Genomic DNA, 22,632 nt, shown 5'->3' on the forward strand with positions numbered 1-22,632 from the left:
TCGGCGCGCGTTAGAGACAGATCAGCATCAAGAGTTGGGGCGACGCCCAACGCCAACCTGCCGTTCCGGGCAAGGTGGCACTCCCGATCCGGGAGGATGTGGCCGATCCGGCAACAAAGCGGACCTCAGCCACCGATCGTCGCCCCGCCAGGAAGGACTGACGAGACGTGCCGATCAAGATTGCCGACGACCTGCCCGCCCGCCGCACGCTGGAAGCCGAGGGCGTTGCCGTGATGGGCGAGGCGGACGCGGTGCGGCAGGATATCCGCCCGCTGCGGATCGCGCTGCTGAACCTGATGCCCAACAAGATCGATACCGAGACGCAGCTTGCGCGTCTGCTCGGCGCCTCGCCGCTGCAGGTGGAACTGACGTTGGTGCGGATCAGCGACCATGTGTCGCGCAACACCTCCGCCGATCATATGCAGTCTTTCTACCGCCCCTGGAGCGACGTGCGCGACGAGCGGTTCGACGGCTTCCTGATCACCGGCGCGCCGGTCGAGCATCTGCCGTTCGAGGAGGTGCGCTATTGGCAGGAATTGCGCGCCATCTTCGACTGGACCCAGACCCATGTGCATCGCTCGCTCAGCATCTGCTGGGCGGCGCAGGCGGCGCTCTATCATTTCCACGGGGTCGAGAAGCATGCGCTGGAGCGCAAGGCGTTCGGCGTGTTCCGCCATCGCAACCATGCCCCGGCCTCGCCCTATCTGCGGGGTTTTTCCGACGATTTCTCGATCCCCGTGTCGCGCTGGTCGGAAGTGCGGCGGGAATCGCTGCCGGTCGATCGCGGGCTGCAACTGCTGGCCGACAGCGCGGAGACCGGGCCATGCCTGGTCCATGATCCGCGTCATGGCTTCCTGCACATGTTCAACCATGTCGAATATGACACGCGCACCCTGGGCGACGAATATGCGCGCGACGGCGGCCGCCAACTGCCGGCCCATTATTTTCCTGACGACGACCCGGCCCGGCCGCCGGAAAATCGCTGGCGCAGCCATGCCCATCTGCTGTTCGGCAACTGGATCAACGACCTCTACCAGACTGCGCCGTTCGACGTGGACATGATCGGCCAGGAGATATTGCAGAGCGCGGCCTGATCGGCGCTGATCAGCGCAGCAGACCCTTGGCCGCCTGACTGCGGGCGTAGAGCCACTGGCCGATGCCGATCAGGAAGATGACGGCCGGGAAGATTGCTGAGCCCGCGCCCTTCACCGCCAGCAGGTCGGTGCCGAGGAACGTGTATCCGAACTGGACGATCACCGCGAGCAGCGACAGCAGGAACAGCGGCACCGCGACGCGGCGGCGCATCAGCAGGGCGATCGCCCCCAGCGTGCCGGCACCCACCGCCACCGCATAGACCACCCAGGCCCAGCCGGGCATCTGGGCGAAGGCGCGGGCGGTGTCGGGATCGGTCTTGGCGAGTTCGCCAAGGTCGGCGCCATATTGCATGACGAAGGCGGCGACCCCCATCAGGTTCCATAGCAGCAGGATGACGGCGATGATGACGAAGGATGCCGGTGCGCGCATGATGCTTCCCCTCCTGGTCCGCGCCTGCTTGCCGGGCGCGGCCTGTGTCATCATATAGCCTGTCTCGGCCGGGCGAAAGTCCGCCATCGCGTTGCAGGGAGGCGCTCCTGGCTGATCCTATCATCGTCACCGCGCTGCTGGGCGCTGCCGATTTCGCCTGGGCGGACGGCTTGCGCCGCGCCCATTTTCCGCCCGAACGCAATCAGGTGCCGGCACATGTCACGCTGTTCCATCATCTGCCGCCTTCGCTGCTGCCGGAACTCAAGGCGCGGATGAAGCAGGCATGCGCCGGCCCCGCGCCACGGGCGCGGCTGGGCGATGTGCTGCTATTGGGGCGGGGGGTCGCCTATCGCATCGACAGTCCCGATCTGGCGGCGTTGCGTGGCGACTTGGCGGACGCCTTCACCGGCCTGCTGACGCCGCAGGACCAGGCCGGCTTTCGCCCGCATCTGACCGTGCAGAACAAGGTGGAGCCGAGGGTCGCGCGGGCGCTGGCCGAACAATTGCGCGCCGATTTCCATCCCCGCCTGCTGGCGATCGCCGGCCTGGCCGCCTGGTATTATCGCGGCGGGCCATGGGAACTGGCAAGCGAGACCCGGTTTCGCGGGTAGGGGCGCCTTGTCCCAATGATGTTTCGGATCGGGCTGGCAAAGAAAAAGGGGCTGCCCGGCGGCAGCCCCCCATATCGTCCCGATCGGGCCGGTCCTCAGCGGATCGGCGAGTCCGGCGACAGGCGCATGTCGAGATAATTGTCGACCGACTTCATCAGCTGGTCCAGCTCATGCTCGAAGAAGTGGTTGGCCCCCTTGATCTCGTCATGATGAATGGTGATGCCCTTCTGGGTGCGCAGCTTGTCGACCAGCTTCTGCACCGCGCTGGCAGTCACCACTTCGTCCGCCGTGCCCTGAACGATGATGCCCGACGAGGGGCAGGGCGCCAGGAAGGAGAAATCATACATGTTGGCCGGCGGCGCGACCGAGATGAAGCCACGGATTTCCGGGCGGCGCATCAGCAACTGCATGCCGATCCAGGCGCCGAAGGAGAAGCCGGCGATCCAGGTGGTCTGCGCTTCGGGGTGGAAGCTCTGTACCCAGTCGAGTGCCGCTGCGGCGTCGCTCAGTTCACCGATGCCATTGTCGAACGTGCCCTGGCTGCGGCCGACGCCGCGGAAGTTGAAGCGCAGCACGGCAAAGCCGCGCTTCACGAAGGTCTTGTAGAGCGCCTGGGTGATGCGGTCGTTCATCGTGCCGCCGCCCTGCGGATGCGGGTGCAGGATCATGGCGACCGGTGCGCGCGGGCGGGGCGGGGGGCTGAAGCGGCCTTCGAGGCGACCTTCGGGTCCGGGGAAAATGACGTCGGGCATGGCACCTGTTATGGTCTGGGCTGCCACGGGGCAGCGAGGAAAGGGTCCGTGCGCGCGCCGGAGCTTGGCCATATGGCCTTCACGCTGGCGCAGCGCGGCAATCCGCCTATATAGATGCCGCCGCCATTTCCGCAATCAATGAGTAGTTCCGCTTGGCCGCCGACCGCCTTTATCTCGATCATGCCGCGACCACCCCGATGCTGCCGCAGGCGCAGGCCGCGATGGTCGCCGCGATGGCCAGTTGGGCCAACCCGTCCAGCCCGCATAGCGACGGGCGCGCGGCGCGGGCCATGCTGGAAGATGCGCGGCGGCGGATCGCGGCGGCGCTGGGATGGGATGGCCATATCCTCTTCACCTCCGGCGCGAGCGAGGCGATCGCCATCGCGCTGACCCGCGCCAAGGCGGCGCGAATCGTCACCTCGCGGGTCGAGCATGATGCGGTGCTGCGCGTGAGCAAGGATGCGGAGCGGCTGGCGGTGGATGGCGATGGTCAGGTGCTGTTGCCGGAGCTGGCGCCGGGCAGTCTGGTCGCAATCCAGCATGTGAACAACGAGACGGGCGTGATCCAGCCGCTGGCGGATTTCCGGCGCGCGGGGTTGCTGCTGTTTGCCGACTGCGCCCAGGGCGCGGGCAAGCTGGCGCTGCCCGACGCCGACATGATCGCGGTCAGCGCGCACAAGTTTGGCGGGCCGCCGGGGATCGGCGCACTGCTGATCCGCGACCTGGCGCTGGTCGAGCCGAGCGGCGGGCAGGAGCAGGGTTATCGCGCCGGCACCGAAAATCTGCCGGCGATCATGGCGATGGCGGCGGCGCTGGAGGCGCGGGGCGAGTGGATGCCGGTGGCGGCCGCGCTGCGGGCACGGCTGGATGCCGGGATCGAGGCGGCGGGCGGCGAAATCGTCGCGCGCGATGCGCCGCGCCTGCCGGCGATCGCCAGCTATCGCATGCCTGGCCTGTCGGCGCGGGCGCAGCTGATCCAGTTCGATCTCGCCGGCATTTCCGTGTCGGCGGGCAGCGCCTGTTCGTCCGGCTCGCTCAAGACCAGCCATGTGCTGGGCGCCATGGGTTGGGACGCGGCGGCGGCGGGCGAAGTGGTGCGGGTGAGTTTCGGCCCGCAGACGAGCGCGGCAGATGTCGATCGCTTCCTTGCCACATGGACCGCCATGGCGAAGCGGGCGGGCCGGTGATCTATCTCGACTATCAGGCGACGACGCCGCTGGCGCCCGAAGCCTTCGAGACGATGGTGCCGCTGCTGCGTGACCAGTTTGCCAATCCGCACAGCGCGCATCGCGCCGGGCGCATGGTCGCGGCGCAGGTGGAACTGGCGCGTGATGCGATCGTCCAGTTGCTGCCGCCGGGCGGCAGGCTGCTCTTTACGTCAGGCGCGACCGAAGCGCTGAACATCGCGATTCAGGGCGCGCCGGCGGGTGGCATCGTCACCATCGCGACCGAGCATGCCGCCGTGCTGGATACGGTGGCGGCGATGCGGCGGACGGGCCGGGCGGTGACGGTCCTGCCGGTGGATGGCGACGGGCTGGTCGATATGGAGGCGGCGGCGCGGGAGATCGTGTCAGGGGTGGCGCTGGTCGTCGCGATGCTGGTCAATAACGAGATTGGCGTGATCCAGCCGGTTGCTGCGCTCGCCGATCTGGCCCATGATGCCGGCGCCCTGTTCCTGTGCGACGCAGTGCAGGGCTATGGCCGGGAGGTAATCCCCAGCCAGTGCGACATGGTGGCGATCAGCGCGCACAAGATCCATGGGCCGAAGGGGATAGGCGCGCTGTGGCTGCGCGACGGCGTGAAGATCGACCCGCTGATCCATGGCGGCGGGCAGGAGGCCGGGCTGCGGTCCGGCACGCTGTCGCCGGCCCTGTGCGCGGGCTTTGGCGTGGCGGCGCGATTGATGCGGGAACAGGCGGAGGCCGACCGCGCGCATGTGGCGGCGCTGTCTGCGCAGGCGCGCGCGCTGTTCGCCGACTGGGCGCTGAACGGCAGCGCCGACGCGCGTTATCCCGGCAATCTCAACATTCGTCGCGCCGGGATCGACGGCGCGCGATTGTTGTCCGATTGCCGCAATGTTTCTTTTTCGCTCGGCAGCGCTTGCGCGAGCGGGTCCGGGCGGCCTAGCCATGTGCTGCGCGCGCTGGGTCTTTCAGACAGTCAGGCGCGTGGATCGGTGCGGATCGGCTTTGGCCGATACACGACATCGGCCGAACTGGAGGAGGCTGCGAAGGTGATTAACGGGGCGGCGACTGCACAAGCGGCGCCGTGAGCAGGGAGCGTCGCATAGCATGACCATGGTCACCTTCATCAGCGCCGACGGCGAAAATCGACGGGACGTCGATGCGCCTGCCGGGTCCGTCCTGCTGGAGGTTGCGCAGGCGGCGGGCCAGCCGCTGGAGGGGACATGCGAGGGGCAGATGGCCTGTTCGACCTGTCATGTCATCGTCGATGCCGCCGATTTCGACCGACTGCCGCGCGCGAGCGAGGATGAGGAGGATATGCTGGACCTGGCGGCCGCCGCGACCCGCACAAGCCGTCTCGCGTGCCAGATCATCCTGTCCGAACAGCTGGAAACGCTGACCGTCCGTATCCCCGGTGAATTCTACAATATGCAAGGTATGTGAGCCATGGCGCTGCGCAAATCCCTCTCGCTGGCGGCGCTGACCGCTTGTCTGGTCCTGGCCTTGCCGCTGTCGGCGGCGCCCAAGAAGAAGGCGCCAGCCAAGAAGGTGGAAGAGGCGCCGACCCTGCCGACGCTGTTGCCGCCCGCGCCGCGCTATCTGGTGCCGCAATCGGCCCTGACATCGGTCCGCAACCCCAAGGAGATCGAGGAAGAGACTGGCGGGCGCATGGGGATCGCGCTGGTCGATCGCGAGGGTGCGCTGATTCTGGGTTTCAACCGCGACGATCGCTTTGCCATGTGCTCGACCTTCAAGGCGCCGCTGGCGGCTGCCGTGCTGATCGGTGCGCAGGGCGGCAAGTTCGGGCTGGAGGGGGAGATACCTTTCACCAAGGAGGATATCCTCGACTACGCCCCGGTGGTGAAGAAGAACAAGAAGCGCGGCCGCATGTCGATGGCCGAGCTGGCCGAGGCGGCGGTCGAGGTGAGCGACAACAGCGCCGCCAACCTGTTGCTGCCGATGCTGGGCGGACCGGAGGGGCTGACCTCTTTCATCCGCGCCCATGGCGACAAGATCACGCGGCTCGACCGTATCGAGCCCGAGCTGAACGAGAATATCGAAGGCGACCCGCGCGACACGACAAGCCCCGCTGCCATGGCCGGGTTGATGGGGCGGCTGCTGTTCCGCGACATGGCTGCGGCCGATGCCGACACGCTGCGCGGCTGGCTGAACGCCAGCACTACCGGCGATAAGCGGATCAAAGCCGGCCTTCCCGAAGGCTGGACGTCGGGCAGCAAGACCGGCAGTTGCGGCACCGCCTATAATGATGTCGCGTTGGTGAAGTCGCCGGCGGGCGAGGAATATATATTGGCCATCTATCTCGATCGGCCGACGGTGGACGACAAGAAGGCGGAGGCAGCGATCGCCGAAGCGGCCCATTCGGCGCTGGAATTCGTGAGCAAGGCGCAGAAGAGCGGGCTGAACTAGGCTTATGGAATGGCAAGGGCATCGAGGCCCTTGCCTTCCTGTCATGAGTTCGCCATATGCCCGGCCGGGAGTCGGGCGGACGTAGTCGTCGCCAACCTGGTCAGATCCTGACGGAAGCAGCCACAACGATTTTTCTGCGGGTCGTTCCGGCTCCCACCTTTCCGCACAGCATCATCTCTTCGCAAGGTCCGAACGGGCTTCGACAAGCCGCACCCGAACGGTTAGGAAACAGGCATGTCCGATTCCCCTCAGCCCTATCGCGTGCTTGCGCGCAAATATCGTCCGCGCAACTTTCGCGAACTGATCGGGCAGGACGCCATGGTCCAGACGCTGGGTAACGCGATCCGGCGCGGCCGCCTTGCCCATGCCTTTTTGATGACCGGCGTGCGCGGGGTCGGCAAGACGTCGACGGCGCGGCTGATCGCCAAGGCGCTGAACTGCATCGGCCCTGATGGGCAGGGCGGGCCGACGATCGACCCTTGCGGCGTGTGCGAACCCTGCATGGCGATCGCCGAGGGCCGGCATATCGACGTGGTCGAGATGGACGCCGCCAGCCATACCGGCGTCGACGATGTGCGCGAGATCATCGAGGCGGTGCGCTATGCCGCCGTGTCGGCGCGCTACAAGATCTACATCATCGACGAAGTCCATATGCTCTCGAAGAATGCGTTCAACGCGCTTCTCAAGACCTTGGAGGAGCCGCCTGCCCATGTGAAATTCCTGTTCGCCACGACCGAGGTGAACAAGGTGCCGGTGACGGTGCTGTCGCGCTGCCAGCGGTTCGACCTGCGCCGCATCCCGGCCGAGATGCTGGCCGGTCATTTCGCTCATGTGGTGGAAGCCGAACAGGTCGCGGCCGAGCCGGATGCGCTGTCGCTGATCGCGCAGGCGGCCGAAGGCTCCGCGCGTGACGGCCTGTCGATCCTGGACCAGGCGATCGCCCATGCCGAAATGGGTGAGGGCGAGCCGATGGTTACGGCCGCGCAGGTGCGCGAGATGCTGGGCCTGTCGGATCGCGGATCCACCCGTCGGCTGCTCGGCCTGCTGCTGGAGGGCGATACCGCCGCGCTGCTGGGCGGGGTGCGCGACCAATATGCGCTGGGGGTCGAGCCGCTGTCGCTGATGCGCGGCCTGCTGGAGCTGATGCATGCGGTCACGCTGGTGAAGGCCGGGCGCGACCTTGCGACGCCGGGCCAGTCCGACGAGGAGCGCGGCGCGCTCGCCGACTGGGCATCGCAGATCGGCTTCGGCCCGCTGCATCGGCTGTGGCAGCTGATGTTGAAGGGCCATGACGAGGTGGCGACCGCCGCCCTGCCGATCGAGGCGTGCGAGATGGCGCTGCTGCGCGTGATGCATGCCGCGACCATGCCCGATCCGAGCGACCTTGCCAGGATGCTGCAGGGCGGGGTGCCGATGGCCGCGCCGGTGATGCCGGGCCAGGCGCCGGCCGCCGCTCCATCTGCGCCGGAACCCGCGTCCAGCCTGCCCGCCACCTTCGAGGATCTGATCGAAGCCTTCTGGCAGAAGAGCAAAGGGCATCTGGCGCAGGAAATGCATGATTGCGTGGGGATCATCCGCTATGATCCGCCGATGCTGGAGTATCGCGGCACGGCCAGCCTGTCGCCCGACTTCGCCACCCGGATCATCCCGGCGCTGCGCGAGGTGACCGGCGTGGCCTGGACGGTGACGCAGGGCGAGGGGGAGGCCAAGCCGACCCTGCTGGCCAATGAACAGCGCCAGCTGGCCGACAGCCGCGCCGCAATTTTGGAAACCCCGGTGGTCAAGGCGGCAATGGACGCCTTCCCCGATGCCGAGCTGGTCCATTCGGACGAGCCGGAACAATGGAGTGCCGAAGCATGAAGGATCTGAACGAAATATTGGGGATGGCCAGCCGCGTGCAGGAAGAGCTGCAGCGCGCGCAGGACAATCTGGACAAGCTGGAAGTCGAAGGCGCGGCCGGTGGCGGCCTGGTCAAGGTGAAGGCATCGGCCAAGGGCCGTATCCTGGGCGTGTCGATCGACGACAGCCTGCTGGCACCGTCGGAAAAGCAGATGCTGGAAGACCTGATCACCGCCGCGTTCAACGATGCGCGCAAGAAGGCGGACGAGGTCAGCAACACGGAAATGGGCAAGATGACCGCCGGCCTGTCGCTGCCCCCCGGCTTCAAGCTGCCGTTCTGAGGGCCTGAACCGGCGCCCGCTGGTGGATAAGGCCTTGTTCATCGTTGCAGCAATATGGTGATCGCTGATTGATTGACGCGACGGGCATCCCCATAAAGGCGATGAACCGCATGACGGGCCGTAGGTTCGGCCCTGGAGAGTGAATGACTACGCAATATCCCCTTCTGCCGCTGCGCGACATCGTCGTCTTCCCGCAGATGATCGTCCCGCTCTTCGTCGGTCGCGACAAGAGCGTCGCCGCGCTGGAAGCGGCGATGGAGGGCAATAAGGAAATCTTCCTGGTGTCCCAGCTCGATCCGGCCGAGGATGATCCGGGCAAGGACGCGTTGTATGACACCGGCGTGGTGTCGGTGGTGCTGCAACTGCTCAAGCTGCCCGACGGCACGGTGCGCGTGCTGGTCGAGGGCAAGCATCGCGCCCAGCTTGCCGATCTGGCCCCGGCCGAGGCAGGCTATCTGATCGCCGAGGTCGCCCCGGTCGAGGAAATCGTCGCCGAAGGGCCTGAAGCCTCCGCACTGATGCGCTCGGTTGCCGAGCAGTTCGAGAATTACGCCAAGCTCAACAAGAAGCTGCCGGCCGAAACGCCGGTGCAACTGCGCGAGATCGAGGACGCCGGTCGCCTGGCCGATTCCGTCGCCGCTAACATCAACGTCAAGGTCGCTGACAAGCAGTCGCTGCTGGTCGAGGCCGATCCGGTCAAGCGGCTGGAGATGGTCTTTGCCTTCATGGAAGGCGAACTGGGCGTGCTGCAGGTCGAGAAGAAGATCCGTGGCCGCGTGAAGCGCCAGATGGAAAAGACCCAGCGCGAATATTATCTGAACGAGCAGCTCAAGGCGATCCAGCGCGAACTGGGCAATGGTGAAGGCGAGGAAGGCGACGAACTCGCCGAACTGGCCGAGAAGATCGCCAAGGCCAAGCTTAGCAAGGAGGCACGCGCCAAGGCGACGGCAGAGCTGAAGAAGCTCAAGGGCATGCAGCCCATGTCCGCTGAAGCCACGGTAGTGCGCAACTATCTCGACGTGTTGCTGGGCTTGCCCTGGGGCAAGAAGGGCCGGGTCAAGACCGACCTCAAAAAGGCGCAGTCGATCCTGGACGAGGATCATTTCGCGCTGGAGAAGGTCAAGGACCGGATCATCGAATATTTGGCGGTGCAGGCGCGCACCAACAAGCTGAAGGGGCCGATCCTGTGCCTCGTCGGCCCGCCGGGCGTCGGCAAGACCTCGCTGGGGCGGTCGATCGCCAAGGCGACGGGCCGCGAGTTCGTGCGTCAGTCGCTGGGCGGCGTGCGCGACGAAGCCGAAATTCGTGGCCACAGACGGACCTATATCGGCTCGCTGCCGGGCAAGGTCGTGTCGAACCTCAAGAAGGCGGGCACGATGAACCCGCTGTTCCTGCTCGACGAGATCGACAAGCTGGGCCAGGATTTCCGGGGCGATCCGGCGTCGGCGCTGCTGGAAGTGCTGGACCCCGAACAGAATAGCAAGTTCCAGGACCATTATCTGGAGATCGACGTCGACCTGTCCGACGTGATGTTCGTGACCACGGCCAACTCGCTGAATCTGCCGCAGCCACTGCTCGACCGTATGGAGATCATCCGGCTCGAAGGTTATACCGAGGACGAGAAGGTCGAGATCGCCCAGCGCCATCTGGTGCCCAAGCAGATCGACGCCCATGGCCTGAAGAATGGCGAGTTCGAAGTGACCGAGGCTGCGGTCCGCGACCTGATCCGCTATTATACTCGTGAAGCCGGCGTCCGCACGCTGGAGCGGGAAGTGGCGCGTCTGGCCCGCAAGGCGCTGCGCAAGATACTCGAAGGCGCGTTCGACAAGATCGTGATCACGCCCGACAATCTGGCCGACTATGCCGGCGTGCAGAAGTTCCGCCATGGCGTGGGTGAGGAAGAGAATCAGATCGGTGCCGTCACGGGCCTCGCCTGGACCGAGGTCGGCGGCGAACTGCTGACGATCGAGGCCGTAACCGTGCCCGGCAAGGGCCTTATCAAGACGACCGGCAAGCTGGGCGAAGTGATGAACGAATCGGTGCAGGCCGCCTTCTCCTATGTGAAGGCGCGTTCGCCCGGCTATGGCATCAAGCCGAGCCTGTTCAACCGCAAGGACATCCATATCCACCTGCCTGAGGGCGCAGTGCCCAAGGATGGTCCGTCGGCCGGCATCGGCATGGTCACGACCATCGTGTCGACCCTGACCGGCATCCCCGTCCACAAGGATGTGGCGATGACCGGTGAGGTCACTCTGCGGGGGCGGGTGCTGCCGATCGGCGGCCTCAAGGAGAAGCTTCTCGCGGCGCTGCGTGGCGGCATCAAGACGGTGCTGATCCCGCAGGAAAACGAGAAAGACCTAGCGGAAATTCCGGCCAACATCCGCGAAGTGCTGGAGATTGTTCCGGTGTCCCATGTGGACGAGGTGCTGGCGCGGGCGCTGGTGTCCAAGCCCGAGGCGATCACCTGGACGGAAGAGGATGATCTGGCGGCGCAGCCGACCCATGGGCAGGGGCGCGATGGGGACGCAGCCATCCGCCACTAAATCCCTGTTTTCGGCGCGTTTGAGCCTGTGAAGGCAAAAACGCGCCGGAGCCGGCGCATTTATCGCTTTCCCTTTGACACCGCTTGAAAGCTGGGCCTTATTGCCCCGCCTACGCCGCGATTCCTTGACGATCAAACAGCTAAAAAGGGGGTTCCTAAGGCATGAACAAGCAGGATCTTATCAGCGCGGTCGCTGAAAGCAGCGGTCTTAGCAAGAGCGACGCCAGCAAGGCGGTCGAGGGCGTATTCGACGCCATCACCGGTGCGCTGAAGAAGGGCGACGAAGTACGCCTGGTGGGTTTTGGCACTTTCTCCGTTTCGCAGCGCAAGGCATCGACCGGTCGCAACCCGCGCACTGGTGAGACGATGACGATCAAGGCGTCGTCGCAGCCGAAGTTCAAGGCCGGCAAGGGCCTGAAGGATTCGGTCAACTAAGGATGCAGGTGCGCCCGGTCGGGCGCGTTGTCATTCGATGATTTTGCCGGCGTCGCGGTCGGGACAGATTAAGGGAGAGTGGCGCAGCAATAGGGGACAGCCCCGTTGCGCGCGTGTATGCCGAAAGGAAGGGGGAGTGGCCAGCAGCCACTGCCCCTTTTTTCATGGCCTTATGCGTCGGATGGCGGCGTTGGCCGGCCCGTTGCCCTCGACCTGATCGGTCGGCGGGGTTAGGAAGGGGCATGAGAGCGATCGGACGGGGCATCGGAACTTCGGGCGCGGCCTTGGCGCTGCTGGGTGCACTTTCAGCCTGTGGCGGCGGTAATTTCCGCCCGGTGAGCGATATGCCGGTGCGGATCGGCAAGCCCTATACGGTGCGCGGCACCACCTATGTACCGGCGGATCAGCCGGGCTATGATCTGGTCGGCTATGCCAGCTGGTATGGATCGGAGTCGGGCAATCGCACCGCCAATGGCGAACGCTTCCGGCCTGGCTGGATCACCGCCGCGCACACCAGCCTGCCCTTGCCCGCCTATGTCGAGGTGACGGCGCTGGACACCGGGCGCACGATCCTGGTGCGGATCAACGACCGAGGCCCATTTTCGCGCGGGCGGATCATCGACCTGTCGCGCGGGGCTGCGGAGGAACTTGGGATTCGCGGGCAGGGTCATGCGGCGGTCCGGGTTCGCGCCGTCGATCCCTCGGAAAAGGACCGCAAGAAGCTGCGCAAGGGCAAGCCGGCAGAGGGGCGGCCGCGTGTCGGGGCGGACGAACTGGCCGTGTTGCGCGCCCGTCTGGCGGCGTCCGGCAACGATGCCGGGCGATAATTTTCATCCTTTCACATAAGCCGCTTGACGGGGGAGGGGCGGCCGCATATGTGGCCCTTCTCGCGGGGCAACAGCCCCTGTGGCGATCGTAGCTCAGTTGGTTAGAGCGCCGGTTTGTGGTACCGGAGGTCGCGGGTTCGGATCCCGTCGATCGCCCCATTTCCTTCGGGAATGCGCGAAATAAAACCCCGCTTTGCCTCGGTAGAGCGGGGTTTTCGCGTTTCCGGCTTCGATCATTTTCCTGGCGCTTCGCGGCGGCTTTCCGGTGTCCTGGGCGCAACAAGAAAGGGCGCCCCTTGCGGGACGCCCTTCCTCTGCCGACTAACGCCTATGGGGCGCTTAGACTTCGGTTTAGAGCCTGATTGACGCCATTGGTGGAAGCGCGAACTGCTCCCACCTCAAGCGATCAGGCTCTAGAAGCTCGCCTTGATCATGCCGCCGATGATGCGCGGCTCGTTGATCATGCCGGTCAGGTTGTTGAAGTCGATCGCGCTGACGGCGCGGATCTGGTTGGTGATGTTGCGCGCGAAGGCCGCGATCTCATAACCATGGTTCGACTTGTAACCGACCTTGAGGCCGCCCTCCAGCGACGAACGGCCGCGGAATTCGGCCGCCGAGTAGAGGAAGTAGTTGATTTTGCTACGATAGGCCCAGTCGGTATAGGCGAAGATTTCACCCACGTCGCCGACCGGGATGCCATAGCGCAGGGTCGCATTGGCGATGTAGCGCGGCGCCTGGGGCAGGTCATTGCCATCCAGATAGCTGTAGGTGGTGCCGCCATTGACGAAGGTGTTGCCGGTGGGCGTGCACATGCCCGAGCCGCAGACTGCCACGAAGGCGTTCTTGTCGCGGATTTCGGTGAAGTTGTAGCTGCCGCCCACCGTCAGGTTCAGGTGATCGAGCGGCTGCGCCTCCAGATTGCCTTCCAGACCATAGCCGACCGCCTTGTTCACGTTGATCAGGCGAGCCGAGTTGCCGACGCCGCCGACCGCCGTCAGCTGGAGGTCGTCGGTGTTCCAATAATAGGCCGACAGGTCGAAGCGGACCATGTTGGCGATCGCGCCCTTGATGCCGCCTTCATAGGAGATGGTGGTCTGCTTCTTGGCGACCGAGGGGACGCTGAAGAAGGTCACGCGGTCCTGGATCGCCGGACCCTGATAGCCGGTGGCGACGCGACCATAGAGGTTGACGTCGGGGGTGAGCGCATAGGTGGCGCTGACGTCCCAGGACAGGTTGCTGCCCTGCGCGGTGTTGCTGAGCGGCAGGTCGACGCCGATCAGCTGCGACGAGATGCTGCTGGCGGCGAGCGCCGGATCGAGCGTGATCGTGTCGCGCTTGTCGTCGTGCGAATAACGCACGCCGGCACGCAGCGTCAGGGCCGACGTCACCTTGGCTTCGCCCGAGGCGAACAGGCCGATATTCTCGTTGGTGTTGTTGTGCAGGATCGCACTCACCCGGTTGCCCGCGAGATCATAGGCATATTCGTTGTACTTCAGGCGCTGGTGGAAGAAATAGGTGCCCGCCTGCAGGCGGATGCCGTTCATGTCGTCCGTTGCGAAGCGGAATTCCTGGCTGAATTCCTCCGGCTTGGTCACGCCGCCGGTGTTGGAGTCGAACGAGCCGACGCCGAGCTGGCCGGCGGTGCAACCGGTATAGGGGTAGCAGCCGCCGCCATCGATGTCGCCGGTGCTTTCGACGCTGGCCTTCTCATAGCCGGTGGTCGAGAAGAAGGTGCCCAGGCCATCGACATGGAGCTGCATGCGCAGATTGCCGCCGCCCTGCTTCATCGACTGGCTGGTATAGCCGTCCAGGTTCACATGATCCTTGTCGAAGCCGTCGACGAAATGGTTGCTGCCCTGCTGGAAGATGTTGGCGCGGAACACGCGCGGGCTGCCGTCGAGGTCGCGATAATGACCGCTCAGCACCGCCTTGAAGTCGCCGGCTTCATAGGCCAGCTGCACGCGGCCGGCCATGTCGCGATAGCCTTCCAGCTCGCTGGCGGCGTTGCCGCCTTCATTGTCGTTCTTGACCCAGTCGTCGCGACGCTGGAGCAGGCCCGACACGCGGAAGCTGAGGCCGTCGGCGATCGGGCCGCCGATCGCGGCTTCGGCATTGACGGTGTTGTAGGTGGCCCAGGAGGCGCTGGCATAGCCGGTGAAATGATCGGTCGGTGCGGCCGAGGTCATCTTGACGACGCCCGCCGGGGTGTTGCGGCCGAACAGCGTGCCCTGCGGGCCGCGCAGCACTTCAACGCTGGCAAGGTCGAACACCGGGAAGCTCTTGAGCATCGGATTTTCGAGCGCGACATCGTCGAGCACGACCGAGACCGGCTGGGCGGCGTTGGGATCGAAATCGGTGTTGCCAAGGCCGCGGATGTAGAAGCGCGGGAAGGTGCGGCCGAACGAGCTTTCGACCTGAAGGCTGGGCGTGCGCGCGGCGAGGAAGCGGACGTCGAGGCCGCTGCTGTTGAGCGCGTCGAGCTTTTCGCCGCCGATGGCGGTCACGGCGACCGGCACGTCCTTGGCATTTTCAGCCCGGCGCGAGGCGGTGACGACGATTTCACCCAGGCCTTCGCCCGATGCGGCGGGCGCTTCGGTCTGGGCATGGGCAGCGCCGATCGGCGCCAGAGCGGTGAGAGCGACGGCGAGCGCGCCGCGCGAAATGCTGGTAAAGATATGCGAAGATGTCATATTTGGCCCCCTTGATTGGCCTGGCATCCGTTTCCCTGCTTGTGTCCGCTGTTGCGGATCGCGCGCGACGCTATGCGCGCGCGCGCCTTGGGGCAAGCAAGACTGTCGCCATTCTGTAGCATCCGTGCAACAGATTTGCCAAAATGCGACAGTCCGACCCCATGGCACTGTCAGGCCGTGACCGCAATGCCGAGCGCCGAAGGGACTTCGCACGGGCCGCATTGCCGATTATAGCGCGCGGATGGATGACGCACGCGACCGGGGGCTGACCCTCAACCCCAAATATGATGACCATGGCCTTATCACCGCGGTGGTGACCCATGTCACCTCGGGGGAAGTGCTGATGGTGGCGCATATGAATGCGCAGGCGCTGGCGCTGACGGTCGAGACCGGCCTTGCCCATTTTTGGTCGCGCAGCCGCAAGGCGCTGTGGAAGAAGGGTGAGAGTTCCGGCCATATGCTTGGCGTGCGGGACATCCGGATCGACTGTGACCAGGATGCGGTCTGGGTGCTGGCGGAGCCGGCGGGGCCGACTTGCCACACCGGCGCGCGGTCCTGCTTCTTCCGCCGGATCGGACCCGATGGGCTGAGCGCGGTCGATGAACCGGGCGTCGATGCGGCGCACTAGCCTTTTCTTCGCATTTCTTCTGGCCGGGTGCCAGCAGGCGGCGACGCCGGGCGCAGCCGCGCCCGATCGCGATGGGGCGGCGGCGTCGGGGCTGGAGCGCGCGGCGATCGAGACGGGGGCGATTACGGACACGTCCAAGGTCGCGCCGGTAGGGCTGTTCCAGCGCCGGCATGAGGCGGGACGGGATTCGCTCTGCGTCCTTCCCGCCAAGTCGGGCGACTATCGTTTCGGGCTGGAGGCGATCTTCGGCACCGAACAGAGTTGTCATGGCGCGGGCACGGCGCGGCGGGCCGGCGACAAGCTGATCCTGAGCTTTTCCGGGGGCAGGAAGTGCATCATCGTCGCCCAATATGATGGCGACCAGGTGGCGCTGCCCGGCGTGGTCGACATGGCCTGTGACCGGTTGTGCGACGGGCGCGGCAATCTGGAAGGGGTGACCTTCCCGCGCATCGCCAATGATGCGGGTGCGGCCCTGCGCGCGCGCGATCGCGAGGACGAGCCGCTGTGCGAGGCGGACTGAACGGGGCTGGCATATCTGCCAGCCCCGCCATGGCAATTAGCGATAGCCGGCTGCGGCGAGCAGGGCGACCAGGTCCATGCGCTTGACCTTGAGCGATTCCGGCGCCGACACGTCGATCCATTCGTCGGGCGAATGGCCCCGGCCGCCGGTCGCCGCGCGCGGGATGGTGATGGCCGGGATGCCCAGGCTCATCGGCACATTGGCATCGGTCGAGCTGAAGCTCATGCGCGCGGTGACGCCTTCGGCGGCATAGGCGGCGGCGGTCTGGCGGACCAGCGCCGTGTCGGCGGCGGTGCTGCCGGCCGGACGATCGCCCACCACCTTCTTGTCGACGCGGATCGGGCCTTCCTTGATCGAGCGGGTGCCATTTTCGGTCTCGACCGCCTTGTCCACCGTGGCCAGGAACGCCTGTTCCAGCTTTGCCAGTTCAGCCGCGCTTTCCGATCGCATGTCGACCTGCAGCCAGACTTCCTGCGGGATGGCGTTGACCGAGGAGCCGCCGCCCACGACGCTGGCGCTGTAGGTCGTCTTGGGCGACAGGGGCGCCGGGATCTTGTAGAGATCGACGATCGCCTGGCTCATCGCCGTCATCGGATTGACCAGGCCAAAGGCGCCGAAGCTGTGGCCGCCGGGACCGCTGAAGGTCAGGCGATAGCGTTTCGATCCGACGCCGCCATTGATCAGGCCATCGACCGAGCCATCGTCGATCGAGAAGAAGCTGGCGATGCGGTCCTTATATTTGCCCTTGTGGAACAACTGCTTCATGCCGCGCAGGTCGCCCAGGCCTTCCTCACCCACATCGCCGACGAACAATATGTCCATCGGCGCGCTGATATTGGCGCCGACGATCGCCTTGATGAGGCTCAATTGGGTGGCGAGGCCGGCGACATCGTCCCCGACGCCGGGCGCGTGGAGCTTGTTGCCCTCGCGCCGCACCGTGACCGGCGTGCCTTCGGGAAAGACGGTGTCGAGATGGGCGGACACGACGATCAGCTTGCCGCCCGGCTTGCCGCTGCCACGGCGCAGGCCCAGCACATTGCCGCCCTCGTCAATCTCCACATCGGTGAGGCCGGCGGCGCGGAACATGTCGGCATAGGCCTTGGCCCGCGCCTCTTCCTTGAACGGCGGCGCCGGGATCTGGGTCAGGGTGACGATATTGTCGACCCACTGGTCATGTTCGGCCTCCAGCGCGGCGAAGGCGGCCTTGACCGCCGGGCGCGCGCGGATCGCGGCGATGGTGCGGGCGTCGGCCGGTGCGGTTGCGCTGGTGGGCGTGGCGGCACTGGCCGGAACCGACAGGGCCGTGCTGGCCAATACTATACAGAGCGCGAACCGCTTCATTCTGGACCCCTTTTATGACGGGCGCACCGGCATGGGCGCCGGGGTCCGTCTAGCCGGGGACGCAGGCGCGCATCAATGGCCGATATAGCGGCCGGGGCGGTGGTTGACGAACAGCACGGCGTTGATCGCGGCGGCTGACAGGACGGAGAGGCCAAAGCGTTCCGCATTGAGGATCGGCAGCGAGGCGAGCAGGATCAGTACGTCGCAGGCCATCTGGGTGCGGCCGGCATTCCAGCCGCGCGATTTCTGCAGGATCAGCGCGACCACGCCGACGCCACCGACGCCCGCGCCATGGCGGGCGATGGCCAGGATGCCGAATCCGATGATCGAGCCGCCGAACAGCGCGGCGAAAAAGGGGCTGATCCGGGCAATTTCCATCGCATAGGGCATGGCAAGGCCGACGCCCATGATCGCGATATTGGCGAACAGGGTCTTGAGGCCGAAGGCCATGCCCATCGCCCGTCCGGCGAACAGGAAGAAGGGGATGTTGATCAGCAGGAACAGCGTCGCGGGCGACAGATGGATGAGATAGGACAGCAGCAGCGCGATGCCGGCCATGCCGCCGGTCACCAGCTTTGCCTGTTTCAGCAGCATCAGCCCCATGGCGATGAACGCGCAGCCGATGGCGATCGCATAGAAATCCTCGGCAGGACTATGCGGCCGCGCGACATGGGCGGGCGGAACGGGCAGGGCAGGAGACGGCGCCGGGGGCGTCGGGTCGATCGAGGTCATGGCATGTCCGAAAAGCGTGAGCGCCCCGTGCCATCCTCTCTTGTCGTCTTTGTCCGCGCCCATAGTCGCAGATGGGCGTTCTGGAAAGAGGCGGGTTAGCCGGCGTCGACCTGTTTCGGGCCGAAGCGGTCGATCGCTTCGAACAGGCGGGTGAGCGCGATCCGCTCCTCTGCGTGGATTTCCGGGCGCCAGACTTCGAACAGCAGGACGACGCGGGTGTCATTGCCCCGGTTCCAGGCCTCATGTTCGATACTGTCGTCGAAGATCAGCATCTCGCCCGGTGCCCAGGCGCGAGTCTCTGCACCGACCCGCAGCGCGCAATTGTCGGCCACGATCAGCGGCAGGTGGCAGATCAGGCGGGTGTTGAGCAGGCCATGATGGGGCTGGATATGGGTGCCGGGCTTGAGCAGCGACCACAGCGCCATCGGAGAGCGGCCGGTGATCATCGGGCGATCGGCATGGTCGAGCGCGGCCATGACGGTGGGGCAGCGGGCGGCATGATCGGCAACGACCTCGCCCTGTTGCCAGAAATAATAGGCGCCCCAGGAGGGATCGTCGCGCAGCGGGTTGTTGGGCGCCGGGCGATCGGTGGGCGTCTGGACATAGGGCGCGAAATCGGGGGCGCCGGCACGGACGTCGTTCAGTTCGGCGATGATGGCGTCGCTTGCCGCCTCTACTGCGGGCACCCAGGCAAATTCGTCGCGCTCGTAAAAGGCGCGCTGCGGCAGGCCGGGAAAATAGAACATGCTGGGTTGCTGGAGATAGAGTTCGCTTTTCCCCAGCAGCAGGTCGGTCGCCTGGGCAATGCGGGGGAGCGTGGGGAGGCCCGCCATCGCCGCGTCGAGATGATCCTCGAAATCCCGGCTGGCGCCGGCGATCGCCTCCTGCGCCCGTTGCAGCAGCGGTTGCAGCGCGGGCGCCGCACCATGGGCGGCGGCCTGTGCCAGGGCGCTGCGGAACCAGGATGTCGCGCCGCGCTGATCGCCGCGCCGCTGGAAATTCTGCCCCATGGCGAGCAGCGCGGGCAGATTGCGCATATCCTGTTCCAGGATGCGGTTGAGCGCCGCCTGTTCGCCGTCAAGATCACCCAGCCGGTTGCAGGCCTGGGCCAGCAGCATGGCCGGCGGATCGGCCATCTCGCCAAGGGTGGCGCGGGCCACTGCCGCGTCGCCACGGCGCAATGCGGCGATCGCCGCTTCCTGTAAGGTCTGTTCGCGTGCCCGATCCGTCATCCCCCCGCCTTAACCAGCGGAACGGATGGAAGGAAGCGGCTTATTCGCAGGGGGCCAGCGCGGGCTGGGCGCTGCGCCGTGCGGTGGCGATGGCGACCAGATAGATGGCCAGGCCGCCGAGCGACAAGGCGCAGCCGATCCAGCCGGTCGATACCAGGCCATAGCCGGCCGCGATCGACAGACCGCCGAGCCAGGGGCCAAGCGCATTGGCGACGTTGAAGGCGCTGTGATGCAGTGCAGCCGCCAGCGTTTGCGCGTCGCCGGCCACATCCATCAGTCGCGCCTGCAACGGCGTGCCCATGCCACCGCCAATGCCGATCAGGAAAACGATCAGGCTGAGGCTCCAGATATTGCCGGCCATGAAGGGGAAGAGGGCCAGGGCCACGGCGCTCCACAACAGGATGCCGATGACGGTGCGGTTGAGCGCGCGGTCGGCCAGCCATGCGACGGCGAGATTGCCGACCGTCATGCCCAGGCCAAAGACGATCAGCACCAGCGGCACATAGGTTTCGGACACATGGGTCACTTCGATCATGGTCGAGGCGACATAGGTGTAGACCGCGAACAGGCCGCCAAAGCCGATCGCGCCGGTCAGCAGCGTCAGCCAGACCTGGGACTTGCCGAGCGCGCCCAGTTCGCGCATCGGGCTGGCCTTCGGGTCGCCGGCGTCGCGCGGGGCGTAGAGTGCGACCAGGCTCATGGTCAGCACGGCGAGCGCACAGACCACGAAGAAGCCCGAGCGCCAGCCCAATATCTGGCCCATCCAGTTGGCGACCGGCACGCCGAGCACCGTCGCGATGGTCAGGCCTGACATCACCTTGGCGATCGCCAGGGTGCGCTTTTCGATCGGCACCAGGCTGGCCGCGACCAGCGCAGCGACGCCGAAATAGGCGCCATGGGGCAGGCCCGAGAGGAAACGGAACAGGAGCATCCAGTGATAGCTGGGCGACAGGGCCGACAGGCCGTTGCCCACCGCGAACATCGCCATCAGCGCGATCAGCAGCGTGCGGCGCGGCAGGCGCGCGCCAAAGGCGGCGATCAGCGGCGCGCCGACCACCACGCCCAGCGCATAGGCGCTGATCGCATGGCCCGCGGTCGGCAGGTCGATATGCAGGTCGCGCGCGAAGAAGGGCAGCAGGCTCATGGAGGCGAATTCGGTGGTGCCGATCGCAAAGGCGCCCACGGACAGCGCGAAAAGGACGAGCGCGGGGTGCGCCTTGTGGGACTGGCTGCCCATGACAAGCTCCATGCTGCAATGCAAAATGACGGAAGTCCGCCAGATGGGCCGAGTGACAGCGTTGGTCAAGGCTGCATACGTATGAGATTCTTGCAACTGGCAACGCATCTGGTGCAACGCGGTATCGAATGACGCTTTTCCAATTAATCGTATATGGTATCCATTGCGCATGAGCAGGAACGGAATGAACGGGCAGGGGGCGGTGCTGGCGGGGGCGGGCGCCGTGCTGGCGTCGCTGCTGTCGATGAACATGGGCGCGGCCTTTGCCAAGACGCTGTTCCCGGTCGTCGGCGCCTATGGCATCGCGGCGCTGCGCATCTTCCTGGCCGCGATCCTGCTGATGCTGTTCCGGCGGCCATGGCGCCGACCGATCCCGGCCGATGTGCGCTGGCCGCTGCTGATCTATGGCGCCACCCTCGCGCTGATGAACCTGCTCATCTATCAGGCGTTCGCCCGCATTCCGTTGGGCATCGCCATGGCCATCGAGGTGACGGGGCCGCTGGCGATCGTGCTGTTCGGGGCGCGCCGGCCGCGCGACTTCCTGTGGCTAGGGGCGGCGGTGATCGGCCTGCTGCTGCTCTTGCCGCTGCGCAGCGATGCCGTGCTTGATCCTTTGGGTGTCATCTTCGCTGTCGGGGCGGCGGCCTGCTGGGCGCTTTATATCCTGACCGGCAAGCGGGTGTCGGGCGCGCTGCGCGGCGATGCGGTCGCCTGGGGCATGCTGGCGGCGGCGATTCTGGTGCTGCCGGTCGGGCTGACCCATGCCGGTGCATCGCTCTTTTCGCCCTGGGTGCTGATGGTCGGGCTGGCCATCGCCCTGCTGTCGAGTGCCTTGCCCTATTCGCTGGAGATGGAGGCGATGCGGCGCCTGCCCGCGCCGGTGTTCGGCCTGTTGCTGAGCGCGGCGCCGGCGATCGGGGCATTGGCGGGCTTCGTCGTGCTGGGCGAGCGGTTGACGGTGCTGCAGGGCGTGGCGATATTCTGCATCATTGCGGCGTCAGGCGGCAGCGCGCTGACGGTGCGTCATGCGCCGGCGATCGAGGATGCGCCGCAATAGGGGTGGGTCAGCCGCTGACGACGGCCTTGCTGGTATCCAGCATCTTGCCGTTGGTGATGATGACCATGTCGCCGACCTTGGTCACGCCGAACAGCTTCTGTGCAAATTCCTTGGGCACGCCGATGCAGCCATGGGTGGCATAGCCCCATTTGACGTCGCTGCCATGGATGGCGACGCCGTCGCTGGTCAGCCGCTGCATATAGGGCATGGGCGCGTTGTTGTAGGTGCTGGAATAATGGTCGGCGTCCTTCTGCATGATCGGGAAGGCGCCGAGCGGGCTCTGCTTGTCGGTCGCGCCATAGAGGATGACGGCGGCGCCGATTTCATAGCCGTCGCGGAAGACGGAGAGGGTCTGGGCTTTCAGGTCGACGGTGATGATGACCGGCCCCTTGGCCGGTGCGCCTTCCTCGTCCCAGGCATAGTCGCCATGCTCGAAAGGCCCCTCGATCTTGAGCACGCGCTTGACCGCCAGCGCATGAGGATCGACCTTCATGCCCTGGTCGCTGCGCCGTTCGACCAGCGGCAGCGGCTTGGGCGCGGCGGCGGCCTCGGCCGGCTTGGCCTGGGTCGCGTTGCCGGCGTTGCGATCAATCTTGTCGGTCAGCAGCAGCGCGCCGCCGCCCAGGACGGCGCCGATCAGCAGTTTCGGGCCAAGGCTGCGAGCCAAAGTGCCGATGACGCCTGCCATGATCTTCCTCGCTTCATCCTTTGCC

General features: G+C 65.9%; 22 protein-coding genes, 1 tRNA gene, 1 other RNA gene and 1 riboswitch. Of the genes, 16 read left to right on the forward strand and 8 right to left on the reverse strand.

All coding sequences use genetic code 11. The features are described 5' to 3' along the window. The first annotated feature begins 19 nt into the window (after positions 1–19). Positions 20–128: riboswitch (SAM-I-IV-variant riboswitch) on the forward strand. A 39-nt stretch (positions 129–167) separates the two neighbouring features. Further along, a complete protein-coding gene (locus GGQ90_RS03280; RefSeq protein WP_188080804.1) occupies positions 168–1,094 on the forward strand; it encodes a homoserine O-acetyltransferase/O-succinyltransferase family protein in 927 nt (308 codons plus the stop codon). Between the two features lie 10 nt (positions 1,095–1,104). Here the strand turns inward: GGQ90_RS03280 and GGQ90_RS03285 are convergent, their stop codons facing one another. Further along, a complete protein-coding gene (locus tag GGQ90_RS03285; RefSeq protein ID WP_188080805.1) occupies positions 1,105–1,524 on the reverse strand; it encodes a sugar transporter in 420 nt (139 codons plus the stop codon). Positions 1,525–1,631: 107 nt separating this feature from the next. On the opposite strand from GGQ90_RS03285, the gene GGQ90_RS03290 reads away from it, so the two are divergent. Beyond that, the gene (locus tag GGQ90_RS03290) at positions 1,632–2,135 is read left to right on the forward strand and encodes a 2'-5' RNA ligase family protein (protein ID WP_188080878.1); all 504 of its coding nucleotides are present in this window, start codon (positions 1,632–1,634) and stop codon (positions 2,133–2,135) included. 95 nt (positions 2,136–2,230) lie between these two features. Here the strand turns inward: GGQ90_RS03290 and GGQ90_RS03295 are convergent, their stop codons facing one another. Next, positions 2,231–2,887, reverse strand: coding sequence for an alpha/beta hydrolase (locus GGQ90_RS03295; RefSeq protein WP_004207708.1), 657 nt, complete (start codon positions 2,885–2,887; stop codon positions 2,231–2,233). Between the two features lie 152 nt (positions 2,888–3,039). Between GGQ90_RS03295 and GGQ90_RS03300 the strand changes: the two genes are divergently transcribed. The 11 genes from GGQ90_RS03300 (at position 3,040) to GGQ90_RS03350 (ending at position 12,641) form a co-directional block, all read left to right on the forward strand. Further along, positions 3,040–4,074 (forward strand): cysteine desulfurase family protein, encoded by a 1,035-nt coding sequence (locus tag GGQ90_RS03300; protein ID WP_188080806.1) that lies wholly within the window; start codon positions 3,040–3,042, stop codon positions 4,072–4,074. Continuing rightward, positions 4,041–5,159: a cysteine desulfurase family protein gene (locus GGQ90_RS03305; RefSeq protein WP_188080807.1), complete on the forward strand. Its 1,119-nt coding sequence runs from the start codon at positions 4,041–4,043 to the stop codon at positions 5,157–5,159. The genes GGQ90_RS03300 and GGQ90_RS03305 overlap by 34 nt, the downstream gene beginning before the upstream one ends. Positions 5,160–5,178: 19 nt before the next feature. Beyond that, positions 5,179–5,514: a 2Fe-2S iron-sulfur cluster-binding protein gene (locus GGQ90_RS03310; protein ID WP_188080808.1), complete on the forward strand. Its 336-nt coding sequence runs from the start codon at positions 5,179–5,181 to the stop codon at positions 5,512–5,514. Positions 5,515–5,517: 3 nt separating this feature from the next. Further along, positions 5,518–6,498 (forward strand): SGM family class A beta-lactamase, encoded by a 981-nt coding sequence (blaSGM, locus tag GGQ90_RS03315; protein ID WP_188080809.1) that lies wholly within the window; start codon positions 5,518–5,520, stop codon positions 6,496–6,498. A 63-nt stretch (positions 6,499–6,561) separates the two neighbouring features. Next, an RNA gene (gene ffs, locus GGQ90_RS03320) (signal recognition particle sRNA small type) lies at positions 6,562–6,659 on the forward strand. A 73-nt stretch (positions 6,660–6,732) separates the two neighbouring features. Continuing rightward, positions 6,733–8,358, forward strand: a complete 1,626-nt coding sequence (locus GGQ90_RS03325; RefSeq protein ID WP_188080810.1) for a DNA polymerase III subunit gamma/tau — start codon at positions 6,733–6,735, stop codon at positions 8,356–8,358. Then, positions 8,355–8,678 (forward strand): YbaB/EbfC family nucleoid-associated protein, encoded by a 324-nt coding sequence (locus GGQ90_RS03330; RefSeq protein WP_188080811.1) that lies wholly within the window; start codon positions 8,355–8,357, stop codon positions 8,676–8,678. The genes GGQ90_RS03325 and GGQ90_RS03330 overlap by 4 nt, the downstream gene beginning before the upstream one ends. A gap of 143 nt (positions 8,679–8,821) precedes the next feature. After that, positions 8,822–11,221 (forward strand): endopeptidase La, encoded by a 2,400-nt coding sequence (gene lon / locus GGQ90_RS03335; RefSeq protein WP_188080812.1) that lies wholly within the window; start codon positions 8,822–8,824, stop codon positions 11,219–11,221. A 161-nt stretch (positions 11,222–11,382) separates the two neighbouring features. After that, on the forward strand, positions 11,383–11,655 hold the full coding sequence (locus tag GGQ90_RS03340) for an HU family DNA-binding protein (RefSeq protein ID WP_004207699.1): 273 nt from the start codon (positions 11,383–11,385) through the stop codon (positions 11,653–11,655). Between the two features lie 242 nt (positions 11,656–11,897). Beyond that, the gene (locus tag GGQ90_RS03345) at positions 11,898–12,482 is read left to right on the forward strand and encodes a septal ring lytic transglycosylase RlpA family protein (protein WP_188080813.1); all 585 of its coding nucleotides are present in this window, start codon (positions 11,898–11,900) and stop codon (positions 12,480–12,482) included. An 82-nt stretch (positions 12,483–12,564) separates the two neighbouring features. Further along, positions 12,565–12,641: transfer RNA gene (locus GGQ90_RS03350), tRNA-His, on the forward strand. Between the two features lie 254 nt (positions 12,642–12,895). Here the strand turns inward: GGQ90_RS03350 and GGQ90_RS03355 are convergent. Continuing rightward, on the reverse strand, positions 12,896–15,172 hold the full coding sequence (locus GGQ90_RS03355) for a TonB-dependent receptor (RefSeq protein ID WP_188080814.1): 2,277 nt from the start codon (positions 15,170–15,172) through the stop codon (positions 12,896–12,898). A 241-nt stretch (positions 15,173–15,413) separates the two neighbouring features. On the opposite strand from GGQ90_RS03355, the gene hisI reads away from it, so the two are divergent. Both hisI and GGQ90_RS03365 read left to right on the forward strand, forming a co-directional pair. Continuing rightward, positions 15,414–15,800 (forward strand): phosphoribosyl-AMP cyclohydrolase, encoded by a 387-nt coding sequence (gene hisI, locus GGQ90_RS03360; RefSeq protein ID WP_188080815.1) that lies wholly within the window; start codon positions 15,414–15,416, stop codon positions 15,798–15,800. Further along, the gene (locus GGQ90_RS03365) at positions 15,787–16,320 is read left to right on the forward strand and encodes a hypothetical protein (RefSeq protein ID WP_188080816.1); all 534 of its coding nucleotides are present in this window, start codon (positions 15,787–15,789) and stop codon (positions 16,318–16,320) included. Before hisI ends, GGQ90_RS03365 begins: the two co-directional genes overlap by 14 nt. A 36-nt stretch (positions 16,321–16,356) precedes the next feature. On the opposite strand, the gene GGQ90_RS03370 is transcribed toward GGQ90_RS03365, so the two are convergent. The 4 genes from GGQ90_RS03370 to GGQ90_RS03385 form a co-directional block, all read right to left on the reverse strand. Beyond that, complete coding sequence (locus GGQ90_RS03370) at positions 16,357–17,661, reverse strand: M20/M25/M40 family metallo-hydrolase (protein WP_188080817.1); 1,305 nt, start codon at positions 17,659–17,661, stop codon at positions 16,357–16,359. A 72-nt stretch (positions 17,662–17,733) separates the two neighbouring features. Next, positions 17,734–18,393, reverse strand: a complete 660-nt coding sequence (locus GGQ90_RS03375; RefSeq protein ID WP_004207693.1) for a YitT family protein — start codon at positions 18,391–18,393, stop codon at positions 17,734–17,736. 95 nt (positions 18,394–18,488) lie between these two features. Further along, entirely contained in the window at positions 18,489–19,625 is a 1,137-nt protein-coding gene (locus GGQ90_RS03380) for an aspartyl/asparaginyl beta-hydroxylase domain-containing protein (protein WP_188080818.1), read from the reverse strand. 40 nt (positions 19,626–19,665) lie between these two features. After that, the gene (locus GGQ90_RS03385; RefSeq protein WP_188080819.1) at positions 19,666–20,862 is read right to left on the reverse strand and encodes an MFS transporter; all 1,197 of its coding nucleotides are present in this window, start codon (positions 20,860–20,862) and stop codon (positions 19,666–19,668) included. A gap of 169 nt (positions 20,863–21,031) precedes the next feature. Here GGQ90_RS03385 and GGQ90_RS03390 point away from each other — a divergent pair, with 169 nt between their 5' ends. Beyond that, positions 21,032–21,919, forward strand: a complete 888-nt coding sequence (locus GGQ90_RS03390) for an EamA family transporter (RefSeq protein WP_417774588.1) — start codon at positions 21,032–21,034, stop codon at positions 21,917–21,919. Positions 21,920–21,926: 7 nt separating this feature from the next. Here the strand turns inward: GGQ90_RS03390 and GGQ90_RS03395 are convergent, their stop codons facing one another. Beyond that, the gene (locus GGQ90_RS03395) at positions 21,927–22,607 is read right to left on the reverse strand and encodes a L,D-transpeptidase family protein (protein ID WP_010337124.1); all 681 of its coding nucleotides are present in this window, start codon (positions 22,605–22,607) and stop codon (positions 21,927–21,929) included. Positions 22,608–22,632 lie beyond the last annotated feature (25 nt).

Origin of the sequence: Sphingobium scionense (assembly GCF_014197035.1) — a bacterium.
Lineage (GTDB): Bacteria > Pseudomonadota > Alphaproteobacteria > Sphingomonadales > Sphingomonadaceae > Sphingobium > Sphingobium scionense.